Below are 21584 nucleotides of genomic sequence, written 5' to 3'. Positions count from 1 at the left end.
AGTGCTCATGCATCAGTCTTCATACCAGGCCGGAAACGGGTCAGGCAGGGTACGCCAGAGCGCCTGTCCAGCCAGCAGCTCATCATCTTCCAGCAGGCAGGCATCCAGTTCCTTGCGCAGGCGCGGAATATCCAGATTCTGGCCAATGAACACCAGCTCCTGGCGCATATCACCAAACGGCTCTACCCATTTTTCCTGTATCAGCGCGCGCGTCTCGGCGTCATCCGGCCAGCGCTCTTCCGGCACGGCCTTCCAGAACATACCGGCCGGGCTGTGCCGGGCTATGCCACCGGCCTGGCTCCACTGCCCCGCGAACTGCGGGCGGCTGGCCAGCCAGAAGTAGCCCTTGGAGCGAATCAACCGACTGCCCTGGCCGGTATGCAGCGGCAGCGCTTCATGCAGGAAATCATAAAACCGCTGCGGATGAAACGGACGCCGCGCCACCCAAGTGTCGCTGATGATGCCGTACTCTTCTGTCTCCGGCACATGCTCGCCGCGCATTTCCTGCAGCCAGCCCGGCGCCAGCTGCGCCTCCTCGAAACTGAAACGCCCGGTATCCAGCACCTTGTCCAGCGCAACCTGGCCCATGGTCGCCGGCACAATCTCCGCGCGCGGGTTCAGGCTGCGCAGTATACCCGTCAGTTCGTGCAATGCCGCCTCACTGACCAGATCGGTCTTGCTGATCACCAGCACATCGCAGAACTCGATCTGGTCCACCAACAGATCTGCCACGTTGCGCTGGTCCTCATCACCGAGGGATTCCCCGGCTTCCGCCAGTGACCGGGCAGCATGAAAATCCTCGAGGAAGTTCACGGCATCCACCACCGTCACCATGGTGTCCAGGCGTGCAACATCCCCCAGGCTGCGGCCTTCCTCGTCCGCAAAGGTGAAGGTCTCGGCCACGGGCAGCGGCTCGGAAATGCCGGTGGACTCGATCACCAGATAGTCGAAACGCCCGTCGCGGGCCAGCGCCGCCACCTCTTTCAGCAGGTCTTCACGCAAGGTGCAGCAGATGCAGCCATTGCTCATCTCCACCAGCTTCTCTTCCGTGCGGTTGAGGGCCACATCACCCTGCACGATGCTGGCGTCGATGTTGATCTCGCTCATGTCGTTGACAATGACCGCCACACGGCGACCTTCGCGGTTATTCAGGATATGGCTGAGCAGCGTGGTCTTGCCGGCGCCGAGGAAGCCGGAAAGGACCGTGACCGGCAATTGCAGCATGGGAGCGCTCCGAGGAAGTCAATGAATTGATATGTTATAACATATTAGGCCAGAAGGGCCATATATCAAGGAAAGAGGCAGGGAAGCAGGGCGCGCACTGAGTAAAAAGAGTTACCTGTTCTGTACGCTTCGTTGCGCCTTTGTTCTTAAACTGTAGCGACCGCTTGTGGATGTCACTGCCTCTGAGTCAATAATCTCCTGCGGGCCGCTCCGTTTCCCTCATCACACGATAACTTGCGGCCTGTTTGCGCCCACGGGAAGGGGTTCGTGGTGCGCTTCTGCGCCGACCCTGCAGGACGGCGCCTTGCTGGATTTCGCCCGGCTTTTTCGGGCACGACGGAGAACATCATGACCCTGTTTCAGGCATTGAGATGGCTGGATGAGCTGGAGTACGTGATAGAGGCCCTTGCGCAGCAGGCGGATGCGGAAGCCCGGGCCACACTGGTGGAGCTGATTCTGGAGGCCGAGTCAGACGCCCATCTGGATGTCAACGAACGCACCATGCTGCTCAACACCCTTGAGCGCGCACGCATGGCATTGATGGAGATGCCCGCCAACACGATGGACGACACAACCGAACCCATGCCGGCCTCCATCCTCAGCGGCCTGACACGCCGCCTCTGGCAGCAGGTTCATTAACTGATATTCAGCAACGGCCATACGTCGATGGCCGGTTCCTCATAGGGATGCGCCTGCCGGAGCGCGGCAAGCGCCGCCGGCAGTTTCTCACCAATACAGATCATTTCTATCCGATATTCCGGCACTTTCTCCAGCCTGTCCTGCTCGCCGATATGCGGCTGACTGCCCGCCAGCGGACGGAACTGGCCCTCGCCGCGCAATTGAAATGCGCAGCAGTCGTAGTCACCGATACGCCCTGCGCCTGCCGCAAACACCGCCTGCTTGACCGGTTCGGCATCCGCCTCTGGCACATAGAAGCAAAGCTTGTAGAGACCATCAGGGTCGATGCGCGCGCTCATACCCCGGTAGCCTCTGCTGGCTGCCCCGCATCAGGCAACGCCTTTCTGGCGTAGCTGCCATTGGCACAGATCCAGATGCCCTCTGCCGTGACCGTGGTCTGGCCATCGACAATGAAGCGGCCTTCTGCCATCAGCTTGCGGCCATCGAGGCGTGTGATGCGCCCCTCCATGTCGATCTGTTGCTTCAGCGGCGTGCCTGCCTGATAACGCAGGTTCAGCGTACCGGTCATACCAACGCCCTCCACCATATCCTGTGTTTTCGCCAGCAGGATATCCATCATCAGGGCGATGACGCCACCATGCACACGCCCCGGCGGGCCCTGCCAGGGCGCGCCGAGGGTGGCGCGGCCACGCACCACATCACCGTCCCGCCAGAGCTCCAGCGGCGGCGACAGGGCCGTCGCCTGCCCGGTCATGATCTCGTGGTCCATGATGTCCAGCACATCCTGACGGCTGCCCTGCCGGGCCAGCAGACGCCGGAAAATAGGCTCCTGAGGCCTGCGCGGCAGCGCCGTCAGCTCATCCGCCAGGGCACGGAATCGTGCAGCATAGTCGCGCAGTGATGCTTCATCGGTATCCAGACGCACCAGGCGCTCATTGATCTGGCGCAGCGCCGCAGCAATGTCCCGGCGTGCCAGGCTCTCTGGCGTCGGCGGTGGCGGCTCGCCTACCGGCGTATCAAAAAATCCGTACTGACTATCCACAATCTGTTCTCCACTGTATCCAGGCCAACAGACTAGCGTGAATATCCCCACAGCCCCATGACACAAAGTGACGGCGCTGGCAGAGATGATCGGCGGAGTAAGGCTCTCTGTAGATAGAGGGTCATCCTCCAGCGAGAGGCAGTTGTTCCTACTGAACGTGACGGCCCACGGGTGCTTGGTTCTTACCGAGAATGCGATACCTGCCGAACTTTGAATCTCGCTGCAGCGTTGAGGCGGGGTACGGCTTGGAGGGACCTCTTTGGCCAGGGATGGCCAAAGCGCGAGCGCCCAGGGACGGCTTGAGCGGTCCCGGAAAGACGTACCCCGCCTCAACGCTTCTTGCTGGAGGGTGACCCACTATCCAGAGCCCCCGCCCCAATTTCGCGATGAACCAAAAAAGCTACTTACCGAACCGGGGCTGGAAGAACACGCCTTCTGCCGAGACCGTCTGGGTGTCGCCGTCGAAGATGGCGCCCTCGATGAACATCTTGCGGCCGTCGATCTCGCGAATGCGCGCCGTGCAACGCACCGTACTGTCGATGGGCGTGCCCGCCATGTAGCGCACACTCAAGGTGCCCGTGACACCAAGCTTGAAGGCGGCATGCATGGCCCGGGACAAGACCGCATCCAGAATCCACGCAATCACGCCACCGTGCACCCGACCCGGCGGGCCCTGGTAATGCTGCCCCAGATAAACCTCACCCTCGACACCGTCCTGGCTTTCGTTGAGCCAGCGCAGCTGGGGGGCAATCGGGTTGGACAGCCCGCCCACCGGATCGAAATCCATCATGTCGAAAATGTCCCGCGCCGTGGCCTTGCCGCTGAACATGCGCCGGTTGGCGGCACGGGTATCCCGACGTTCCGGGGTGCCTACTTCTGCCACCAGCTGTTCCAGCGTTGTCGCCCAGCTCTCCAGAGAACCAGTATCGGCCTCGGCGCGAATCAGGCGCTCGGAGAGCTGTTGCATGGCGGCCGCAATACGTCGGCGCGCCACAAAATCTTCCGGCACCTCGGACTGATGGGCCGCCAGCAATTCAAACGGCCCGTAGGTCTTCTCGTCAGTCACATCCTGTCCTCAATTCACCCACTTGCGCGCATTCTGGAACATGCGCATCCAGGGACCATCTTCAAAATCACGCCAGTCATCCGGGCAGTAGCTGTTCTGCACCACGCGGAACACGCGCTCGGGATGCGGCATCATGATGGTGACGCGACCGCCTGTGTTGGTAAAACCGGTCACGCCGCGAGGCGAACCGTTGGGGTTGGCCGGATACTGTTCGGTGGGATTGCCCAGCCCGTCGACATAGCGCACTGCCAACAGATGCTGCTCCACACACCGGGCCAGGCTGTCGTCACTGATTTCCGCCTGGCCTTCGCCATGGGCGACCGCAATAGGGATGCGCGTGCCGGCCATGCCCTTGAAGAAGATCGACGGCGACGGCGTGATTTCCACCAGCGAGGTACGCGCTTCGAACTGCTCGCTCTGGTTGCGCACGAAACGCGGCCAGTGTTCGGTGCCGGGAATCAGTTCTTTCAGTGCGGACAACATCTGGCAGCCGTTGCAGACGCCCAGCGCAAACGTGTCTTCGCGGAAGAAGAAACGATTGAAGGCATCGCGCAGCGCGTCGTTGTACAGGATGGTCTTGGCCCAGCCCTCACCGGCGCCGAGCACGTCACCGTAGGAGAAACCACCGCAGGCCACCAGGCCGCGGAAATCCTCCAGCTTCACGCGTCCGGTCAACAGGTCGCTCATGTGCACGTCCACGGCGGCGAAACCGGCGCGGTCGAATGCAGCGGCCATTTCCACCTGACCATTGACTCCCTGCTCGCGCAAGATGGCCACACGCGGCCGTGCTGCAGAGGCTGGCAGATCCGCCAACGGGTTGTCGGTCATGTCGAACGTCAGGCGCACATTGATGCCCGGGTCGCTGGCCGTGGGCACGGCGTCGAATTCCTGCCGGGCACAGGACGGATTGTCGCGCATGGCCTGAATGCGATAACTGGTTTCTGCCCAGGTGCGGTGCAGATCCCGCCGTGGTGTTTCCAGCAGAATCGCGCCACCGAGACGAATGCGCAGCGCATCGTCCGCATTGGGTTCACCGATGCGATGCACGTATTCGCCCAGACCCGCTTCGGCATATTCCGCAATCACATGATCCGCCAGATCGGCGCGCACTTGCACAACGGCACCGGCTTCCTCGGCGAACAGAGCTTCCAGCGCTTCGTTGTCATCCCCTGCGATATGGTCCAGCACCAGATCCACGCCGGTGCGTCCGGCCAGCGCCATTTCCAGCACCGTGGTGAACAGGCCGCCGTCAGAGCGGTCGTGGTAGGCAAGCAGCGCGTCCTCTTCGAGCAGGCGTTGCGTTGCCGCAAAGAAACGGGTCAGCAAACGGGGATCGTCCAGGTCCGGCGCTTCGTCGCCGATGCGGTTGTACACCTGAGCCAACGCCGAACCGGCCAGGCGATTCTGGCCGCCGCCCAGGTCCAGCAACAGCAGCACCGTGTTCTGGTCCGCACGCATTTGCGGCGTCAGTGTCTTGCGGATATCCACCACCGGCGCAAACGCCGAGACCACCAGCGACAGCGGCGCGGTAACGCGCTTGTCGATGCCCTTGTCCTGCCACACCGTGCGCATGGACAGGGAATCCTTGCCCACCGGAATATTGATACCCAGCGCCGGGCACAATGCCATGCCCACAGCTTCGACGGCATCAAACAGATTCTGGTCTTCGCCGGGGTGTCCCGCCGCCGCCATCCAGTTGGCGGACAGGCTGATATCGCTCAGCGCATTGATGCGCGTGCCGGCAATATTGGTGATGGCTTCGGTGACCGCCATGCGCGCCGAGGCGGCCGCGTCGGTCAGGGCCAGCGGGGTGCGCTCACCCATGGACATGGCTTCGCCGACGTAATGATCGAAGCCGGCAGCGGTAACCGCGCAATCGGCTACCGGCACCTGCCAGGGCCCGACCATCTGGTCGCGATGCACCAGGCCGGTAATGCTGCGATCACCGATGGTGATCAGGAAACTTTTCGATGCCACGGAGGGCAAGCTCAACACACGCTGGATCGCGTCCTTGAGTTCAATCCCTTCGACGCTGAATGTCTGACGCTGGAAATCACTGCGATCAAATTCGCGCAGCATTTTCGGCGGCTTGCCGAACAGCACATCCATGGGCAGGTTGACCGCTGCCTCGTTGAAGTGGCTGTCGTCCACTTGCAGATGCTCGTCCTCTGTCGCTTCGCCCAGCACCGCATAAGGCGCACGTTCGCGCTCACACAGCGCTGCGAAGCGCGCCATATCCTCCGGCATCACTGCCAGCACATAACGCTCCTGCGCTTCATTGCACCAGATTTCCACCGGGCTCATGCCGGGTTCATCACAGGGAATATCGCGCAGCTGCAGACGGGCGCCGCGACCGGCATCATGCACCAGTTCGGGCAACGCGTTGGACAGGCCACCGGCGCCAACATCGTGAATCGACACGACCGGGTTGCGCTCATTGAGCGCCCAGCACCGGTCGATAACTTCCTGACAGCGGCGCTCCATTTCCGGGTTGTCCCGTTGCACGGAGGCAAAATCCAGGTCCTCGGCGCTTTCGCCGGACGCCATGGAGGAGGCCGCGCCGCCACCCAGGCCGATCAGCAGTGCCGGGCCACCCAGTACGATAATTTTTGCGCCAGGCGGGATAGGCTCTTTTTCCACATGCCCGTCACGCACGCTCCCCAGGCCGCCGGCAATCATGATCGGCTTGTGGTAACCGCGCATTTCATCGCCGCCGACACCCGGCGCTTCAATTTCCAGCGTCCGGAAATAGCCGCACAGGTTCGGGCGGCCGAATTCGTTATTAAAGGCCGCCGCACCAATCGGCCCCTCGATCATGATGTCCAGGGCGGACGCAATACGCTCCGGCTTGCCATAGGCGGCTTCCCAGGGCTGCACGAAGCCGGGGATATTCAGGTTCGATACCGAGAACCCGGCCAGGCCTGCCTTGGGCTTGCCGCCGCGCCCGGTGGCGCCTTCATCACGAATCTCACCACCGGCGCCGGTGGCTGCGCCCGGGCGTGGTGCAATCGCGGTCGGATGGTTATGGGTTTCCACTTTCATCAGGATGTGCACCGGCTCGGCAGAAGCGCGGTACTCCCCCGTCTCCGGGTCCGGGTACAGGCGCGCGGCATCAGAGCCCTGCATGACCGCCGCATTGTCCTTATAGGCAGACAGGACACGACCGGGGTGCGTCTTGAAGGTGTTGCGGATCATGCCGAACAGACTCAACGGCTGCGCTTCACCATCGATGGTCCAGTCCGCATTGAAGATCTTGTGCCGGCAATGCTCGGAATTGGCCTGCGCGAACATCATCAGTTCCGCATCGCTGGGGTTGCGCTCCAGGCGCTGGAACTGGGCGACCAGATAATCGATTTCATCGTCCGCCAGCGCCAGCCCCAGCGCGGCGTTGGCGTCTTCCAGCGCTTCACGTCCGCCAGCCAGGAGGTCCACACGGGACAACGGGCGCGGGGACTGGTGGGCAAACAGTTGTTCTGCCGCAGCGAGCTCCTCCAGCACCACTTCCGTCATGCGGTCGTGCAGGGCAGCGCGAACAGCCGCCAGGGTTTCCGGCGTGTCGTCGCAGACTACGCGGTACTCGATACCCCGCTCCACCCGGCGCACGCGCGCCAGCCCGGCGTTACGACAGATATCCGTGGCTTTCGACGACCAGGGAGAAATGGTCCCGGGCCGTGGCACCACCAGAAACAGCCGCCCTTCCGGCAGGTTCGCCGGCGCCGACGCCCCGTAGGTCATCAGCCGTTCCAGTACATCCTGCTCACGCGCCTGCAACGTGTCGTCAGTGGTGGCAGAGAGGATTTCCACAAAATGAACAAAACGCGCGCCCAGTGCGGTCACGCCTGGCAGGGATTGCAGCAGTTTTTCCTGACGAAATGCAGACAACGCAGGAGAGCCGGGAAGTATCAGCATGAGACGCCTTATTTTCAGCCGTTTCCGGGAGGAATCTGGGAAGGCCGACATGATACGGGATTTACCGGCCAAAGGCAGCCGCTCTCGCCTGCAATAGCTCACCCTCTACGCCACGGGGAAACACCTCTCAGGCAGGGGAGGCAGGCGCCCTGCGCCGCCTCAGCCGGTCTTCCGAGGCGCCGCCCCCGCCAACGGACTGAAAATGCCCGCCCGGTTACCCAGGTTCACAATTGTCTGACAAAGAGTCGGGCAAACTCCTGTATGCGATGCTAGAGTCCGCGCCCAAGTCGTGATACAGATCACATAAGGCAGTGTGATCTCGCGCAACCCCCGCACAACCCTGCGGGGGAAACGGTCGGAAGCGGCAGTACCGGCCTGTCACCAGAACGATGACAGAGCAACGGACGAATGGATATGAGCGCACTGATACGCCAGTTGAAGTACCTGCTGATCCCGGCAGCCCTGATGGGCGCCGTGGCCATCACCACCGCCATGCAGCCCGCCGCCGGGCCGCTGGAGCGCGTGCTGTCACGCGGGGAACTCGTGGTTGCCACCCGGGCAGCACCGACCACTTATTATGTCGACCAGTACGGTGAGACGGGCCTGGACTTCGAACTGGCTGCCGGCTTCGCCAGAGAACTGGGCGTTGACCTGCGTATCGTGGAAGCTGGCACCCTCGATGAACTCTTCCAACTGATCCACAGCGGCAAGGCCGATCTCGCCGCCGCCGGGCTGTCGATCACTCCGCAGCGGTCCCGTTCATTCGATTTCTCTACCTCTTACCAGACCGTGGACGAGAAGGTCATCTACCGTCTCGGCGCCCCCCGCCCCCGCGGCGTTGAAGACCTCAGCGGCAAGCGCATCGTCGTGCTGGCTGGCAGCAGCCACGCAGAACGGCTGGCGCTGTTGGCCGAAGAAGTGCCGGATATGGACATTGTGGCGCTGGAAGGCGCCAGCGCCGAACGGCTGCTGACACTGGTGGATGAAGGGCATTTCGACTACACCCTGGTGGACTCCAATGCCTACGCCATCCATCGCGCGCTGTTCCCGGAGCTGATGTCCGGCTTTGATATCGGCCAGGCCCGACTGGGCTGGGCGTTCCGGCGCGACGCTGAAGGCAGCCTGCGCCACAGCGCTCAACGCTACCTGACCCGGGCCAAGGCCGACGGCACGGTGGCGCGTCTGGAAGAGCGCTTCTACAGCCATCAGGAACACTTCAACCTGTATGCCGCACGCTCTTTCATTCGCCATCTGGATGATCGCCTGCCGCAGTACACCCAGGCCTTCATGGACGCGGCAGACGCCACCGGCTATGACTGGCGCCTGTTGGCGGCGCTGGGCTATCAGGAATCCATGTGGGACCCGGACGCCGTCTCGCCCACGGGGGTGCGCGGGCTGATGATGCTGACGCTGCGCACCGCCTCGGAAATGGGCGTCACAGACCGGACTGATCCTTACGAGAGCATTCATGCCGGCGCCGCGTACCTGCGCAAGATCCATGACCGTATTCCGGAGCGCATTGCCGAGCCGGACCGCACCTGGTTTGCGCTGGCAGCCTACAACGCCGGCTTCGGCCACATGGAAGATGCCCGCGTGCTGACTCAGCGCATGGGCGGCGACCCGGACTCCTGGGCAGATGTGGAGAAGTACATGCCACTGCTGCGGCAGGCCCGCTATTACGAGCAGGCGCGCCACGGCTACGCCAGCGGCGGCGGCCAGGCCGTGATCTATGTGCGTGCGATCAAAGGCTACTACGACACGCTGGTGTGGGCCGGCACCTCAGAGCGCCATACCCGCACCATGCTGGCCATGGTGGATTGACGCCAAGCGGCGCCTGCCCGGACGTGCTTGTCAGACGCGCTTGCGCGCAAAGAAAGCCCGCAGCAGCGCCGCGCTCTGATCCGCAAGCACCCCCCCGGCGACATCAATACGGTGGTTATAGAAGGTCTGCTCCGGCAAGCGCAGCTGGCTGACGCAGGTCCCCGCCCGGGGTTCTGTGGCACCGTATACCAGTCGCGCAATGCGCGCGTGCATCAGGGCACCAAAACACATGGTGCAGGGCTCGATCGTCACGTACAGCGTGGCGCCGCCAAGACGATAATTGCCCAGCCTCTGCGCCGCATCACGCAGCGCCACAATCTCGGCATGGGCGGTGGGGTCATGGCTGCTGATGGGCTGGTTCCAGCCACGGCCGATCACCTCCCCGTCCAGCACCACCAACGCCCCGACCGGCACTTCGCCCCGTTCGGCGGCGTCAGCGGCCAACGCCAGAGCCTGGGTCATCCAGCCCTCGTCGTCCCGCCTGCGCTTTTCCGTCGGGTCCGCAAGTCCCGTTTCTTCGTCAGTGTGCAAAACCGGCTCCTGTTGCCAAGTGAACATTCTAGAACGATACCGCTGACGACACAGCCCATACCGGGCAGGTAAACTCTCACCACTGCCTGTATCTACTGACCCGCAAAGAGCCCTGACCATGACAACCGCTATCATCGGCACCCCCCTGTCCCCCACTGCCACCCGCGTACTGATGCTGGGCAGCGGCGAGCTCGGCAAGGAGGTGGTCATCGCACTGCAGCGTTTCGGCTGTGAAGTGATTGCCGTGGATCGCTACGCCAATGCCCCGGCCATGCAGGTAGCGCACCGCAGCCATGTCATCTCCATGCTGGACGGCGACGCCCTGCGCCGCGTCGTCGAGCAGGAACAGCCGCACCTCATCGTCCCGGAAATCGAGGCCATTGCCACAGACACCCTGGTGGCGCTGGAGCAGGAAGGCTTTACGGTCGTGCCGACCGCGCGCGCCGCACAGCTGACCATGAACCGCGAAGGCATCCGCCGACTGGCCGCCGAAGAGCTGGGGCTCTCCACCTCCCCCTACCGCTTTGCCGAATCGGAAGCAGCGTATCGAACGGCGATCGACGAGATCGGTCTGCCCTGCGTGGTAAAACCGGTCATGTCCTCCTCCGGGAAAGGCCAGAGCACCGTCAAAACCGAGGCCGACATTCAGGCCGCCTGGGACTACGCGCAATCCGGCGGGCGCGCTGGCAAGGGCCGGGTTATCGTCGAGGGCTTTGTGGATTTCGATTACGAGATCACCCTGCTGACCGTGCGGCACAAGGATGGCACGGCGTTTTGCGCCCCCATCGGCCACCGCCAGGAAAAAGGCGATTACCGCGAGTCCTGGCAGCCCCAGGCCATGTCGGAGCGCGCCATCACCGAAGCACAACGCATCGCCAAAGCCGTCACTGACGCCCTGGGCGGGCGCGGCCTGTTCGGTGTGGAATTATTTGTAAAAGGTGATCAGGTCTACTTCAGTGAGGTCTCCCCACGGCCCCACGATACCGGTATGGTCACCCTGATTTCCCAGAACCTGTCCGAGTTCGAACTGCACGCACGGGCGATTCTTGGCCTGCCGATCCCCGTCATTCGCCAGTACGGGCCCAGCGCCTCCGCCGTATTGCTGGTGGCTGCTGATTCGGATCGCATGACCTATGACAACCTGTCCGCAGCGCTGTCCGAGGCCGACACGGATTTGCGCCTGTTCGGCAAACCCGAAGTGCGCGGCGAACGCCGACTGGGCGTTGGCCTGGCGCTGGATGATGACATCGACAAGGCCATCGCCAAGGCACTGCGTGTCAGCCAGGCCATTCGCGTCACCCCTTGATACTCAAACCACTGGCGCTCGCACCAATGATACTGGCACCGCTATTTGCCCTGACGAGAGACACAACTGTATGACCGGCATGACCATGAACAATGACACGCACAGCAAGACCATCGGCTATCTGCTGTGGATTTTCGGGTTCTTTGGCGCGCACCGGTTCTATTACGGCAAGCCGATTACCGGGACCATCTGGTTCTTTACCCTGGGGTTGTTTTTTATCGGCTGGATTGTCGATCTGTTTCTGATTCCGTCCATGGACCGCCAGGCCGATCGACGCTTTCGCACCGGGCAGATTCATTACAGCCTGACCTGGGTCCTGCTGACGTTCCTGGGTTTCTTCGGTATCCATCGCATGTATATGGGCAAATGGATTACCGGTCTGCTGTACCTGCTGACCTTCGCGCTGCTGGGCCTGGGTTATCTGTACGACCTGTGGACGCTCAACAGCCAGATCTCCGAGCGCAACCAGTACCTGGCGCGCCGTGGACGCAGCAGCTGGTAAAGCGGGTAAAGCTGATAAGACACTGCCGCATCACGCCTGGGCCGACATGCGCTGCTCGCCGCGCAGCCTGAGCACATCGGCGCGCGGCGGCGCGCCGAACAGGCGACTGTATTCGCGGCTGAAATGCGACGGGCTTTCATAACCCACCCGATAGCTGGCCGTCGCAGCCTCCAGCCCTTCCGCCAGCATCAGGCGGCGCGCCTCCACCAGACGCAGTTTTTTCTGGAATTGCAGCGGCGACATGCGAGTGACCTGTTTGAAGGTGTGATAAAGCGTGGACTCACTCATGTTCGCTTCTGCTGCCAGTTCCCCGATGCGCAAGGGCTCCGTGTAGCGATCTTTCAGAGAAGCAATAACGCGGGATACCCGATTGGCCTGGCTGTCAATCGCGGCAAACTTGCGCATGCGCGGACCCATTTCGCCAATCAGCGCACGGTAGATGATCTCGCGACGCGCCAGCGGTGCCAGCACGGCAATATCCGTCGGCGTATCCAGCAAACCGAGCAGGCGCAACATGGCATTCTGCATGCCGACGTCCATGCCTGTCAGACACAGCCCGCAGGTGACTTCCGGGCACTCGTCATGCTCGCTATACCCGCCGGGGTTGTCGCCCAGCTCCAGCACCAGATCTGCCACTTCCTGAGGGTCTACTGTCAGCTTGCCCGCCAGGTAAGGTGTTTCCGGTGTGGCCTCGACAATCTGCCCGAGCACAGGCAGATGGACAGAGCTGATCATGTACTGCAGCGGCGAGTACACGATTTCCCGGTCACCCAGCCGCACCGTTTTGCTGCCCTGCACCACAAAGCACAGCGACGGGTCATACACTGATGACCCGCAACTGGTGGGCCCATCCGAACGAATCAACTCCAGCCCGGCAATCGCCGTACCCTGAACGCCCTGTTCCGGCGTCCAGTCTTTGACAATGCGGGCCAGTTGTTGCTGCGTGGTCTGTGGCAACAGGCAAGGTGTGGCGGTCATGACAACAAGTCCTTCAAGTCTATTCCCCCGGCAGTATTGGGCAGGCAGCTATACACCGATACCCTTACCCCTTCATTTGTGCAGGATCAGGCAAGCACGGCGCAGGAATACGCAATCCAGGCAACAGGATCCATGGCAGATTGCGCCGATATCAGGCCCTTGTCCAGAATCCGCTGCCATCCACAAGCGCCCGGATGCGCAACGAATTACTCCTGTGATTGCAGGCTTTTCTGTTCTGTCATAGCAATGACATGTGGCCGCAGTCTGGTCGTCCGGCTTTGCCTGTATTCGACACGACAACACCGTCATATTCTGTCAGCAACCCACCGCCTGAAACGCAAAAAAATAAAACCGACAGAATCAGGCAAGTACTGCGCAGTAACCCGATACCGCTTCACGTCTCGCACGCCTAACGTAGTCAGCCTGCGGGGAACCAGGACGACGAAAGGCAATCGCTATAGCCACCATAGGCAAAACGCCGTCCACCCTGCATTGACCTGAACTTTGGTTGAGGAAATAGATTGCGAACCTGGCAAGCGCCGGACAGTGAGTTCACAGACGGGCTATTCAAAGACAGGCGCTTCACAGCGAATGCGGGAGCAAGCAGCATGACTCGGTTCACGAATGCATTGAATACAGCAACGGGCGCAGCCGCCCGATCTACGGCGACAACACACGCGTCGAGGCACACGTCCAGACACACGTCCAGACAGGGCATCAGAATACTGGCAGCGCTGCTGTTCGGCGCAGTAACACTGGCAGGTTGCGAAGCACACAGTGATGCCGACTTTTCCATGGCGCCTCCGGAAGTGGATGTGGCGGAGGTGCTGGGCGAGCCGGTCACCCTGTGGGATACCTACACCGGGCGCGTTGAAGCGCCGGAAACCGTAGCACTGCGCCCACGGGTCAGTGGCTATATCGATGAAGTCGCCTTTCGCGAAGGTGCCCTGGTGGAAGCCGGCGACCTGTTGTTCCGCATCGACCCGCGCCCCTATCAGGCGCGTGTGCAGGCGGCGCGGGCGGAGCTCTCTCGTACCCGCAGCCAGGTAACGCAGGCAGAAAGCGAAGCAACCCGCGCCACGCAACTGCTGGCGAGCCGCGCCGTATCGCAAGAGGAATATGACCAACGGCGCAGTGCGCTACTCACCGCGCGCGCCCAGGCGGATGCCGCAGAAGCGGCACTGGAAAGTGCGCGGCTGGATCTTGCTTACACCGAGGTGCGCGCACCGGTCAGTGGCCGTGTCGGTCGCGCCATGGTGACCCGCGGCAATCTCGCCAACGCGGACCAGACCCTGCTCACCAGCCTGGTCTCCGTGGACCCGTTGCACGTCTACTTCAACAGCGATGAGCAAGCGGCGATCGACAATCAGGTGGTAACGCACCTGCTCCCTCCAGCAGGTCACGGGGTGCCGGTCCGTATTGCGCTGGGCGGAGACGGCACACGCACACACCGTGGCGAACTGGATTTCATTGATAACCGCCTGCACGCAAGCACCGGCACCCTGCAATACCGTGCGGTACTGCCCAACCCGGAAGGTCTTTTCCGGCCCGGACAATTTGCCCGGGTCAGCATGCCGGTGGCACAACTGGAGCAGGCGCTGCTGGTCGACCGCAAGGCCGTGCTCACCGATCAGGACCGTCGCTTTGTCTATGTGGTGGATGACAACAACATGACGGCGCGACGCCAGGTTATCACCGGTCGCGAAATCGATGGTCTGCTGGTGATCCGCGAGGGGCTGCAAGACGGCGACCGGGTGGTGGTCAACGGCATCCAGAAAATCTTCGGTGCCGGGATGATGGTTGCGCCGCAACGCGTTGCCATGCGCGACGCGGCCAGGCTCACCGCGGACAGTGTCGCCGCCATGCCATAAATATAAACACAGCACAGCAATAACCCATGCGCTCCGGCACTTGCGCCGGAGCGCATCACACCCGACCTGATTCGAAAAAATCCACAGAACAACGGCGGCCCTCCGTGACCCGCCGCGCAGGAGTGTTGCCATGAATTTTTCCCGTTTTTTCGTCGACAGGCCGATTTTCGCCACGGTGCTGTCGATCATCATCTTTGCGGTGGGGCTGATTTCCATTCCCAACCTGCCGATCAGTGAATACCCGGAGGTGGTGCCGCCCTCCGTGATGGTGCGCACCGTCTACCCCGGCGCCAACCCCAAGGTGATTGCCGAAACCGTAGCCACGCCCTTGGAGGAAGCCATCAATGGCGTCGAGGACATGATGTACCTCAAATCTGTGGCGGGCTCCGACGGGGTGTTGCAGATGACGGTGACATTCCGCCCCGGCACTGATGCGGATGACGCCACAGTGCGCGTACAGAACCGGGTCAGTCAGGCGCTGGCGCGACTGCCCGAGGATGTGCGGCGCCAGGGCGTCACCACACAGAAACAGTCGCCGACCTTTCTCATGGTGGTACACCTGACATCGCCGGATGGCCAATACGACACTCTGTACCTGCGCAACTATGCGCGACTGCATGTGCGCGACCGGCTGGCGCGCATTCAGGGCGTGGGCGATGCGCAAACTTTCGGCGGCGGCGATTACGCCATGCGCGCCTGGCTGGACCCGGACCGCATTGCTGCCCGGGGGCTCACTGCCAGCGACGTGGTGCGCGCCATGCGCGAGCAGAATGTGCAGGTCTCCGCCGGACAGCTTGGCGCTGAACCGGTCGCCAGCAGTGATTTCCTGACGCTCATCAACGCCCGGGGCCGACTGACTACCGTCGAAGAGTTTGGCGATATCGTGCTGCAACGGGGCGACGACGGTGAGATGTTGCGCCTTGCCGATGTGGCGCGCCTGGAGCTGGGCGCCGGGGACTACACTCTACGCTCACAACTGGACGGCAAGGAAGCGGTCGCCATCGGTATCTTTCAGGCCCCTGGCGCAAATGCCCTGCGTATTCGCGAGCAGGTCGTCGACACCATGGATGAGCTGGCCGCCGCCTTCCCTGACGGGATGCAATATGAAACCGTCTATGACACCACGATTTTCGTCAGCGACTCCATTGCCTCGGTGGTGAAAACCCTGCTGGAAGCAGTGCTGCTGGTAGTGCTTGTCGTCACGCTCTTTTTGCAGACCTGGCGCGCCTCGATCATTCCGTTGCTGGCCGTACCGGTATCCATTATCGGCACCTTCGCGGTGCTGTTGATGCTCGGCTACTCGATCAACACCCTGACACTGTTTGCGCTGGTACTGGCCATCGGCATTGTGGTGGATGATGCCATCGTGGTGGTGGAAAACGTGGAGCGCAATATCGAAGAGGGGCTGACGCCCCTCGCAGCAGCCCATCAGGCGATGAAAGAAGTCTCGGGACCGATTATTGCCATCGGCCTGGTGCTTTGCGCTGTGTTTATTCCCATGGCCTTTCTCTCCGGGGTTACCGGGCAGTTTTATCGTCAGTTCGCCGTGACCATCGCAATTTCCACAGTGATTTCCACCATCAACTCGCTGACCTTGTCGCCGGCGCTGGCAGCCATGCTGCTCAAACCCCATGACGCGCCTCGGGACGGCTTGACCCGGTTGATTGACCGGTTATTCGGCTGGATATTCCGCCCGTTCAACCGCTTCTTCAACGCCAGTTCCGAGAAGTACCAGAACGCCGTCTCCCGATCTCTGGGCCGGCGCGGCGCCGTTTTCCTGGTGTATATCCTGCTGCTCACCAGTACCGGTCTGATGCTCAAGGTCGTACCGCCCGGGTTTATTCCGGTGCAGGACAAACTTTATCTGATTGCTGGCGTCAAGCTGCCGGAAGGGGCCTCGCTGGAACGCACCGACCGGATGCTCAAGGAAGTGGTCGACATCGCCATGGAAGTGGAGGGGGTGTCCCACGCGGTGGCGTTCCCCGGCCTCAATGCATTGCAGTTCACCAATACCTCGAATACCGGCGTGGTGTTTTTCCCGCTCAAACCCTTCAGCGAGCGGCGCTTGAGTGCAGAGCAGATCAATGCGGAGATAAACCAGCGCATTGGCGGGTTGAAGGAGGGGTTTGCCTTTTCCTTCATGCCACCGCCGATTCTCGGCCTGGGTAACGGCTCGGGGTATCAGCTGTTTATCGAGGATCGCGCCAATCTGGGTTACGGCGCGCTGCAGCATGCGGTAGATGCCCTGCAGCATGCCATCGCCGAAACACCGGGCATGGGCTACCCGATTACCAGTTATCAGGCCAACGTACCGCAGCTGGATGCCGAGGTGGATCGGGAACGCGCCAAGTCTCAGGGCGTGCCGCTGACCGAACTGTTCGATACCTTGCAGACGTATCTTGGCTCCACCTATGTCAACGACTTCAACCGCTTCGGCCGCACCTGGCAGGTGATTGCCCAGGCCGACGCGCCGTTCCGCACCAGCGTCGATGACATCGCCCGCCTGCGCACGCGCAATGATCAGGGCGAGATGGTGCCGATCGGCGCCATGGTGCGGATTCACGAAACCTTCGGCCCGGACCCGGTGCTGCGCTACAACGGCTATCCGGCGGCAGACCTGGCCGGCGAAGCAGACCCGCGCGTGCTCTCTTCCGCACAGGCCATGGCGGTGCTGACGTCACTGGCGCAGGACATACTGCCGCCCGGCATGGATTTCGAATGGACTGACCTGAGCTTCCAGCAGGCCACCCAGGGCAATGCCGCGCTCGTCGTCTTTCCGCTGGCGATCCTGCTGGTCTTTCTGGTGCTGGCCGCACTGTATGAAAGCTGGACGCTGCCACTGGCGGTGATACTGATCGTGCCCATGTGCATGCTCTCGGCATTGATCGGTGTCTGGTTCGGCGGTGGCGACAACAATATTTTCGTGCAGGTTGGTCTTGTCGTGCTGATTGGTCTGGCCTGCAAGAACGCCATTCTGATTGTCGAGTTTGCCCGCGAACTGGAAATGCAGGGGCGCACGCCCGTGGAAGCGGCACTGGAAGCCTGCCGCCTGCGTTTGCGCCCGATCATCATGACATCCATTACGTTCACCGCCGCCGTGGCGCCGCTGGTGCTGAGCACCGGCGCTGGCGCAGAAGTGCGTCAGGCACTGGGCACTGCCGTGTTCGCAGGCATGATCGGCGTCACGCTGTTCGGCCTGTTCCTGACGCCGGTGTTCTACGTCGCGCTACGCAAGCTGGCTGGCGACAGTCTGCAACCCGCTCATGACAGCCCCACCCGGACAGGAGAAAACCATGCGTAAGTCATTGCCACTGATCGTGACGGTTGCACTGCTTGGCGGCTGCGCCGTCGGCCCCGATCATGCCACGCCCGCCACGCCAACGCCGGACGCATTTCATGCCGAACACCAGCACGGCGATGCCGCGCTGGCCGGGGACACGTTCTGGAATGGCTTCGGCGATCCGCTGCTGGCGCAGCTGATCACACAGACGCTGACCGCCAATCAGGATTTGCAGGGTGCGCTGGCCCGTTACGAACAAGCGGCGGCGCTGCTCTACGGTGCCCGGCGTGATCAGTGGCCAAGCCTGCATGTCAGCGGCGCCGCCAGCGAGCAGTATCTGGCCGAGGTAGACCGGCTGCCCGGCGGGCCGGAGCGTACCCAGCGGTATCAGGCGGGCGTCACCGCCAGCTGGGAGCTGGACATGTTCGGCCGGTTACGCCGCGCTACCGAATCCCGGCGCGCAGAACTCGCTGCCGTCGGCGCGGATCGCGCTGCACTGCAAGTCGCACTGACCAGCGAACTCGCGAGCAGCTATTTCACCCTGCGCGGGTTGCAACAACAGCACCAGGTGGCCCGGCAGAATCTGGCCCTGCAACAGGATTCCCTGCGCATCGTCAGCGCACGGGTCGACGCCGGGCGCGACACCGATTTTGATCAGGTGCGTGCCCGCGCCCAGGTGGCACGTATCCGCGCCGAACTGCCCGCGCTGGAGGCCGGTATCCGCAGCGCCATGCACCGCATCGCCGTCCTCACCGGGCAGCCTCCTGCAGCGTTGATCGATATCCTGTCGGAGCCGGTTGCCCTGCCCCGCAGCGTGCCGGAAATTCCCGTCGCCACGCCGGGAGATGTCCTGCGCCGCCGCCCCGATATTGCGGCGGCCGAGTATCGGCTGGCTGCCGCCACCGCGCGCATCGGAGTCAACACCGCAGACCTGTTTCCGCGTTTTACGCTCAGCGGCCTGATGGCGTCCGTGGCCGCCGACAGCAGTGATCTGTTCAGCGGCCCGGCGGACTCGCGTCAGGTTGCGCTGGGTATCGACTGGGCTTTTCTGAATCAGGGCCGGGTGCGCGCACGCATCGAAGCCGCGGGCGCGGAAAGTCGCCAGGCACTGGCCCGCTACCAACAGGCGGTACTCATCGCACTCGAAGAAACAGAAACCCGGCTCGATCAATATCAACGTGCACAGCAACGGACCGCAGCACTGGAACAGGCCGCCATGCACGCCACACGCGCTGCCGAACTGGCACGTACCCGCTATGAAAGAGGTTTTATTGATTATTTTCAGGTGCTGACCGCAGAACAGGAACTGACCGCGACACTGGATGCATCGCAACAAAGCCACACCGATCTGACGCTGGCGATGGTCGCGGTATATCGGGCATTGGCGGGTGCGCCGGAGCCTGAAACAGAGATTGAAACAGAGAATGAGACACCGACGCTGTAACAGGCAGGCGGCATGATCAGTTTCCGGTCAGCCGCCCGCCTTCCATACCGAAGGTATCCAACGGTTCCAGCAGATGAAAGTCTCTGTCATGCAGCGCGCTTTGCTGCTGCAAGCCATCCATCGCGCCATGAAAATCGTCCAGCAGCGGGCCCAGCGGGTGCGTGTTGCGGTCCAGCACCGAGAAGAAATGATCCCAGTGCATGGGGATCACCGTGTGTGCGCCGGTGGCGAGCACCGTCTCTTCAAAATAGCGGCCGATATAGCGCGTCGATTGCCGCCCGAGCGAGCCGGTAGACAACAGCGCCACATCCACCTCATGGGACGCCAGTTCACCGCCGACAAACCCGGCACTGCCCTGAATCAGCAAGCGTCCTTGCGGGTGGCGCAGCACCAGTGCATAGCTCTGCCCTTCCTTCCACGCCGACACCGGCGCGGGTGGTCGTAGCGGCGTATCGATGGTCTCGCCATGCCCGGTCAGCCTGGCGATAAACGGCAACATCGGCACATGGGCGGAAGGCACCAGCTCCAACTCGAACTGGCCGAACTGCAGCATCTCTCCCGGGGCCGGCACATGAATCTGCGCCGCCGGCAGATCCCAGCCGCGCGCCACATTGGCGGTGCTTTCCGAGCCCAGGATGACAGCCCCGGTGCGGCGTGCCACTTCCGGCGCGTCCATGGCGTGGTCGTAGTGAGAGTGCAGCACCACCACCGCATCCAGCCCCCCGGGGCCGTCCACACCGGCTTTCGCAAGACCCGCTTCGATGCGTGCGAGATCGGGCTCGATATCGCCGCTGGCCACCTGAAAGAGAGATTGCCGGGAAAAAAAGCCATCGGTCATGATGGCATTGTCACCATCACTCACCAGCACCGTGGCCGTGCCCAGCCAGGTGACCTGCAACGGCGCTGCCGGTGCCGGGGCGGGTAGCAGAAACGCTTGCCAGCGCGTCAGCGACGGCCGCCAGTTGGCCAACACCGTCAGCACCACGACGACCAGTGCCAGCAACAGCAACGCGAGCCTGGTTTTGTGCCGCACCGCCGTCATGGCAGCCTCCGTCCAGCGTGCTGGATTACTGTACCAACCGCAGTGTCAGCGGATAACGGTAGGCCTTGCCATGGCTGCTCTGCACCGCCGCCACAATCGCCATCGCCACCCAGAACACCAGCACCAGTGGCACCAGCACGAAACCGATCAGCACCGTCATCAACGCCGCCGATATCAGCAGCGCCAGCGTCATGGTGATGTTGAAATTCACCGCTTCGCGCCCCTGATGATCAACGAAATGACTGCTGTTGCGTTTCAGCAACCAGAGCACCAGCGGACCGAGAATACTGCCGAACGGAAACAGCATTCCGGCAAACGCCAGCAGATGACAACCGGTTGCCAGATTGCGTTCATCCGGCCCGGGCTCAACCCCGTGAGGTAACAGCGGGTCGTGTATCATCGCTCCACCCACTGGCCTTCCGGCGTCCGTATGTAGGTGCCCGATTCAGCGCGGCTGATAGCGCGCTGCCCCGCCAGGGTTGCCACCTGTTCGATGGTGATACCGTTTTCCCGAGCGATGCGCTCATAGGCCTGACGGCGGCGTGTGTTGATGTCCTGTGCCAGCTCCACCGCTTCCGGTGTTGCCTTGACCACACCCAGATAACCGTTCGGCTGCTCGCCTACCAGCCCCTGGCTTTTGGCGCTGTCCAGATCCAGCGCCAGCGCACCGGCTGACAGCATCAGCAGCGCCACGGCGATCATGCCAGAAAGTCGTTTCATGATGATCACTCCTAGAACAAGTCGCTGTCGTCACTGAACAGCTCATCCAGATCACGCTCCACCCGCAGGCGGATTTCGTGATCAATCTTGACGTTCAGATTGATGGTAATGGGTTCTTTCGGTGCTTCCAGTGCGATGCGCGGGGTGCACCCTGCCAATCCTGTTACCCCTGCCAATCCGGCCCACAACAACAGCACCGGCCACACCAT

General features: G+C 62.3%; 18 protein-coding genes. 7 read left to right on the top strand and 11 right to left on the bottom strand.

Translation table 11 applies throughout. The annotated features are described in order from the left end of the window. Nucleotides 1–12: 12 nt before the first annotated feature. Nucleotides 13–1224, bottom strand: a complete 1212-nt coding sequence (zigA, locus tag K8B33_RS10645) for a zinc metallochaperone GTPase ZigA (RefSeq protein WP_223426270.1) — start codon at nt 1222–1224, stop codon at nt 13–15. 348 nt (nt 1225–1572) lie between these two features. Between zigA and K8B33_RS10640 the strand changes: the two genes are divergently transcribed. Continuing rightward, nucleotides 1573–1863 carry a hypothetical protein gene (locus tag K8B33_RS10640; RefSeq protein ID WP_223426268.1) on the top strand — a complete coding sequence of 97 codons (291 nt, stop codon included), beginning with the start codon at nt 1573–1575 and terminating at the stop codon, nt 1861–1863. On the opposite strand, the gene K8B33_RS10635 is transcribed toward K8B33_RS10640, so the two are convergent. From K8B33_RS10635 to purL, 4 genes are all read right to left on the bottom strand, one after another. Beyond that, nucleotides 1860–2201, bottom strand: coding sequence for a Nif3-like dinuclear metal center hexameric protein (locus K8B33_RS10635; protein ID WP_223426265.1), 342 nt, complete (start codon nt 2199–2201; stop codon nt 1860–1862). The genes K8B33_RS10640 and K8B33_RS10635 overlap by 4 nt on opposite strands. Next, complete coding sequence (locus K8B33_RS10630; protein WP_223426262.1) at nt 2198–2905, bottom strand: PaaI family thioesterase; 708 nt, start codon at nt 2903–2905, stop codon at nt 2198–2200. Before K8B33_RS10630 ends, K8B33_RS10635 begins: the two co-directional genes overlap by 4 nt. A 400-nt stretch (nt 2906–3305) precedes the next feature. After that, nucleotides 3306–3971 (bottom strand): PaaI family thioesterase, encoded by a 666-nt coding sequence (locus K8B33_RS10625; RefSeq protein ID WP_223426260.1) that lies wholly within the window; start codon nt 3969–3971, stop codon nt 3306–3308. Between the two features lie 9 nt (nt 3972–3980). Beyond that, on the bottom strand, nt 3981–7880 hold the full coding sequence (gene purL / locus K8B33_RS10620) for a phosphoribosylformylglycinamidine synthase (RefSeq protein WP_223426257.1): 3900 nt from the start codon (nt 7878–7880) through the stop codon (nt 3981–3983). 414 nt (nt 7881–8294) lie between these two features. Here purL and mltF point away from each other — a divergent pair, with 414 nt between their 5' ends. Next, on the top strand, nt 8295–9701 hold the full coding sequence (gene mltF, locus K8B33_RS10615) for a membrane-bound lytic murein transglycosylase MltF (protein ID WP_223426255.1): 1407 nt from the start codon (nt 8295–8297) through the stop codon (nt 9699–9701). Nucleotides 9702–9731: 30 nt separating this feature from the next. Here mltF and tadA read toward each other — a convergent pair whose 3' ends face one another. Further along, nucleotides 9732–10232, bottom strand: a complete 501-nt coding sequence (tadA, locus tag K8B33_RS10610) for a tRNA adenosine(34) deaminase TadA (protein ID WP_223426253.1) — start codon at nt 10230–10232, stop codon at nt 9732–9734. A 118-nt stretch (nt 10233–10350) separates the two neighbouring features. Here tadA and purT point away from each other — a divergent pair, with 118 nt between their 5' ends. Together purT and K8B33_RS10600 are read left to right on the top strand one after the other, a co-directional pair. Beyond that, entirely contained in the window at nt 10351–11538 is a 1188-nt protein-coding gene (gene purT / locus K8B33_RS10605; RefSeq protein ID WP_223426251.1) for a formate-dependent phosphoribosylglycinamide formyltransferase, read from the top strand. A gap of 70 nt (nt 11539–11608) precedes the next feature. Further along, the gene (locus tag K8B33_RS10600) at nt 11609–12040 is read left to right on the top strand and encodes a TM2 domain-containing protein (RefSeq protein WP_223426249.1); all 432 of its coding nucleotides are present in this window, start codon (nt 11609–11611) and stop codon (nt 12038–12040) included. A gap of 30 nt (nt 12041–12070) precedes the next feature. On the opposite strand, the gene K8B33_RS10595 is transcribed toward K8B33_RS10600, so the two are convergent. After that, nucleotides 12071–13018 (bottom strand): AraC family transcriptional regulator, encoded by a 948-nt coding sequence (locus K8B33_RS10595; protein ID WP_223426248.1) that lies wholly within the window; start codon nt 13016–13018, stop codon nt 12071–12073. A gap of 608 nt (nt 13019–13626) precedes the next feature. Here K8B33_RS10595 and K8B33_RS10590 point away from each other — a divergent pair. From K8B33_RS10590 to K8B33_RS10580, 3 genes are all read left to right on the top strand, one after another. Continuing rightward, entirely contained in the window at nt 13627–14889 is a 1263-nt protein-coding gene (locus K8B33_RS10590) for an efflux RND transporter periplasmic adaptor subunit (RefSeq protein ID WP_223426247.1), read from the top strand. Nucleotides 14890–15019: 130 nt separating this feature from the next. Then, nucleotides 15020–18190, top strand: coding sequence for an efflux RND transporter permease subunit (locus K8B33_RS10585; RefSeq protein WP_223426246.1), 3171 nt, complete (start codon nt 15020–15022; stop codon nt 18188–18190). Then, the gene (locus tag K8B33_RS10580) at nt 18183–19613 is read left to right on the top strand and encodes an efflux transporter outer membrane subunit (protein ID WP_223426245.1); all 1431 of its coding nucleotides are present in this window, start codon (nt 18183–18185) and stop codon (nt 19611–19613) included. The genes K8B33_RS10585 and K8B33_RS10580 overlap by 8 nt, the downstream gene beginning before the upstream one ends. Nucleotides 19614–19629: 16 nt before the next feature. Here the strand turns inward: K8B33_RS10580 and K8B33_RS10575 are convergent, their stop codons facing one another. The 4 genes from K8B33_RS10575 to K8B33_RS10560 are packed head-to-tail and all read right to left on the bottom strand — an operon-like array spanning nt 19630 to nt 21584. Next, nucleotides 19630–20655 carry an MBL fold metallo-hydrolase gene (locus K8B33_RS10575; RefSeq protein WP_223426242.1) on the bottom strand — a complete coding sequence of 342 codons (1026 nt, stop codon included), beginning with the start codon at nt 20653–20655 and terminating at the stop codon, nt 19630–19632. A gap of 25 nt (nt 20656–20680) precedes the next feature. After that, nucleotides 20681–21055, bottom strand: a complete 375-nt coding sequence (locus tag K8B33_RS10570; protein ID WP_223426240.1) for a DUF4870 domain-containing protein — start codon at nt 21053–21055, stop codon at nt 20681–20683. Next, nucleotides 21052–21375, bottom strand: a complete 324-nt coding sequence (locus tag K8B33_RS10565; RefSeq protein WP_223426237.1) for a YdbL family protein — start codon at nt 21373–21375, stop codon at nt 21052–21054. The genes K8B33_RS10570 and K8B33_RS10565 overlap by 4 nt, the downstream gene beginning before the upstream one ends. Before the next feature lie 11 nt (nt 21376–21386). Continuing rightward, nucleotides 21387–21584 (bottom strand): YnbE family lipoprotein, encoded by a 198-nt coding sequence (locus tag K8B33_RS10560; RefSeq protein WP_223427108.1) that lies wholly within the window; start codon nt 21582–21584, stop codon nt 21387–21389.

Origin of the sequence: Alcanivorax limicola (genome assembly GCF_019931215.1) — a bacterium.
GTDB classification, from domain to species: Bacteria; Pseudomonadota; Gammaproteobacteria; order Pseudomonadales; family Alcanivoracaceae; genus Isoalcanivorax; species Isoalcanivorax limicola.
The sequence above is the reverse complement of the archived record's forward strand: the minus strand, read 5'-3'. Positions and strand labels throughout refer to the sequence as shown.

What these genes read in the sequence shown, in the direction of transcription:
- K8B33_RS10570 (WP_223426240.1), bottom strand. Translation starts at nt 21,055, where the DNA reads ATGATACACGACCCGCTGTTACCTCACGGGGTTGAGCCCGGGCCGGAT.
- K8B33_RS10565 (WP_223426237.1), bottom strand. Translation starts at nt 21,375, where the DNA reads ATGAAACGACTTTCTGGCATGATCGCCGTGGCGCTGCTGATGCTGTCA.
- zigA (WP_223426270.1), bottom strand. Translation starts at nt 1,224, where the DNA reads ATGCTGCAATTGCCGGTCACGGTCCTTTCCGGCTTCCTCGGCGCCGGC.
- K8B33_RS10600 (WP_223426249.1), top strand. Translation starts at nt 11,609, where the DNA reads ATGACCGGCATGACCATGAACAATGACACGCACAGCAAGACCATCGGC.
- K8B33_RS10590 (WP_223426247.1), top strand. Translation starts at nt 13,627, where the DNA reads ATGACTCGGTTCACGAATGCATTGAATACAGCAACGGGCGCAGCCGCC.
- purL (WP_223426257.1), bottom strand. Translation starts at nt 7,880, where the DNA reads ATGCTGATACTTCCCGGCTCTCCTGCGTTGTCTGCATTTCGTCAGGAA.
- K8B33_RS10595 (WP_223426248.1), bottom strand. Translation starts at nt 13,018, where the DNA reads ATGACCGCCACACCTTGCCTGTTGCCACAGACCACGCAGCAACAACTG.
- mltF (WP_223426255.1), top strand. Translation starts at nt 8,295, where the DNA reads ATGAGCGCACTGATACGCCAGTTGAAGTACCTGCTGATCCCGGCAGCC.
- K8B33_RS10560 (WP_223427108.1), bottom strand. Translation starts at nt 21,584, where the DNA reads ATGGTGTGGCCGGTGCTGTTGTTGTGGGCCGGATTGGCAGGGGTAACA.
- K8B33_RS10640 (WP_223426268.1), top strand. Translation starts at nt 1,573, where the DNA reads ATGACCCTGTTTCAGGCATTGAGATGGCTGGATGAGCTGGAGTACGTG.
- K8B33_RS10575 (WP_223426242.1), bottom strand. Translation starts at nt 20,655, where the DNA reads ATGACGGCGGTGCGGCACAAAACCAGGCTCGCGTTGCTGTTGCTGGCA.
- purT (WP_223426251.1), top strand. Translation starts at nt 10,351, where the DNA reads ATGACAACCGCTATCATCGGCACCCCCCTGTCCCCCACTGCCACCCGC.
- K8B33_RS10585 (WP_223426246.1), top strand. Translation starts at nt 15,020, where the DNA reads ATGAATTTTTCCCGTTTTTTCGTCGACAGGCCGATTTTCGCCACGGTG.
- K8B33_RS10580 (WP_223426245.1), top strand. Translation starts at nt 18,183, where the DNA reads ATGCGTAAGTCATTGCCACTGATCGTGACGGTTGCACTGCTTGGCGGC.
- K8B33_RS10635 (WP_223426265.1), bottom strand. Translation starts at nt 2,201, where the DNA reads ATGAGCGCGCGCATCGACCCTGATGGTCTCTACAAGCTTTGCTTCTAT.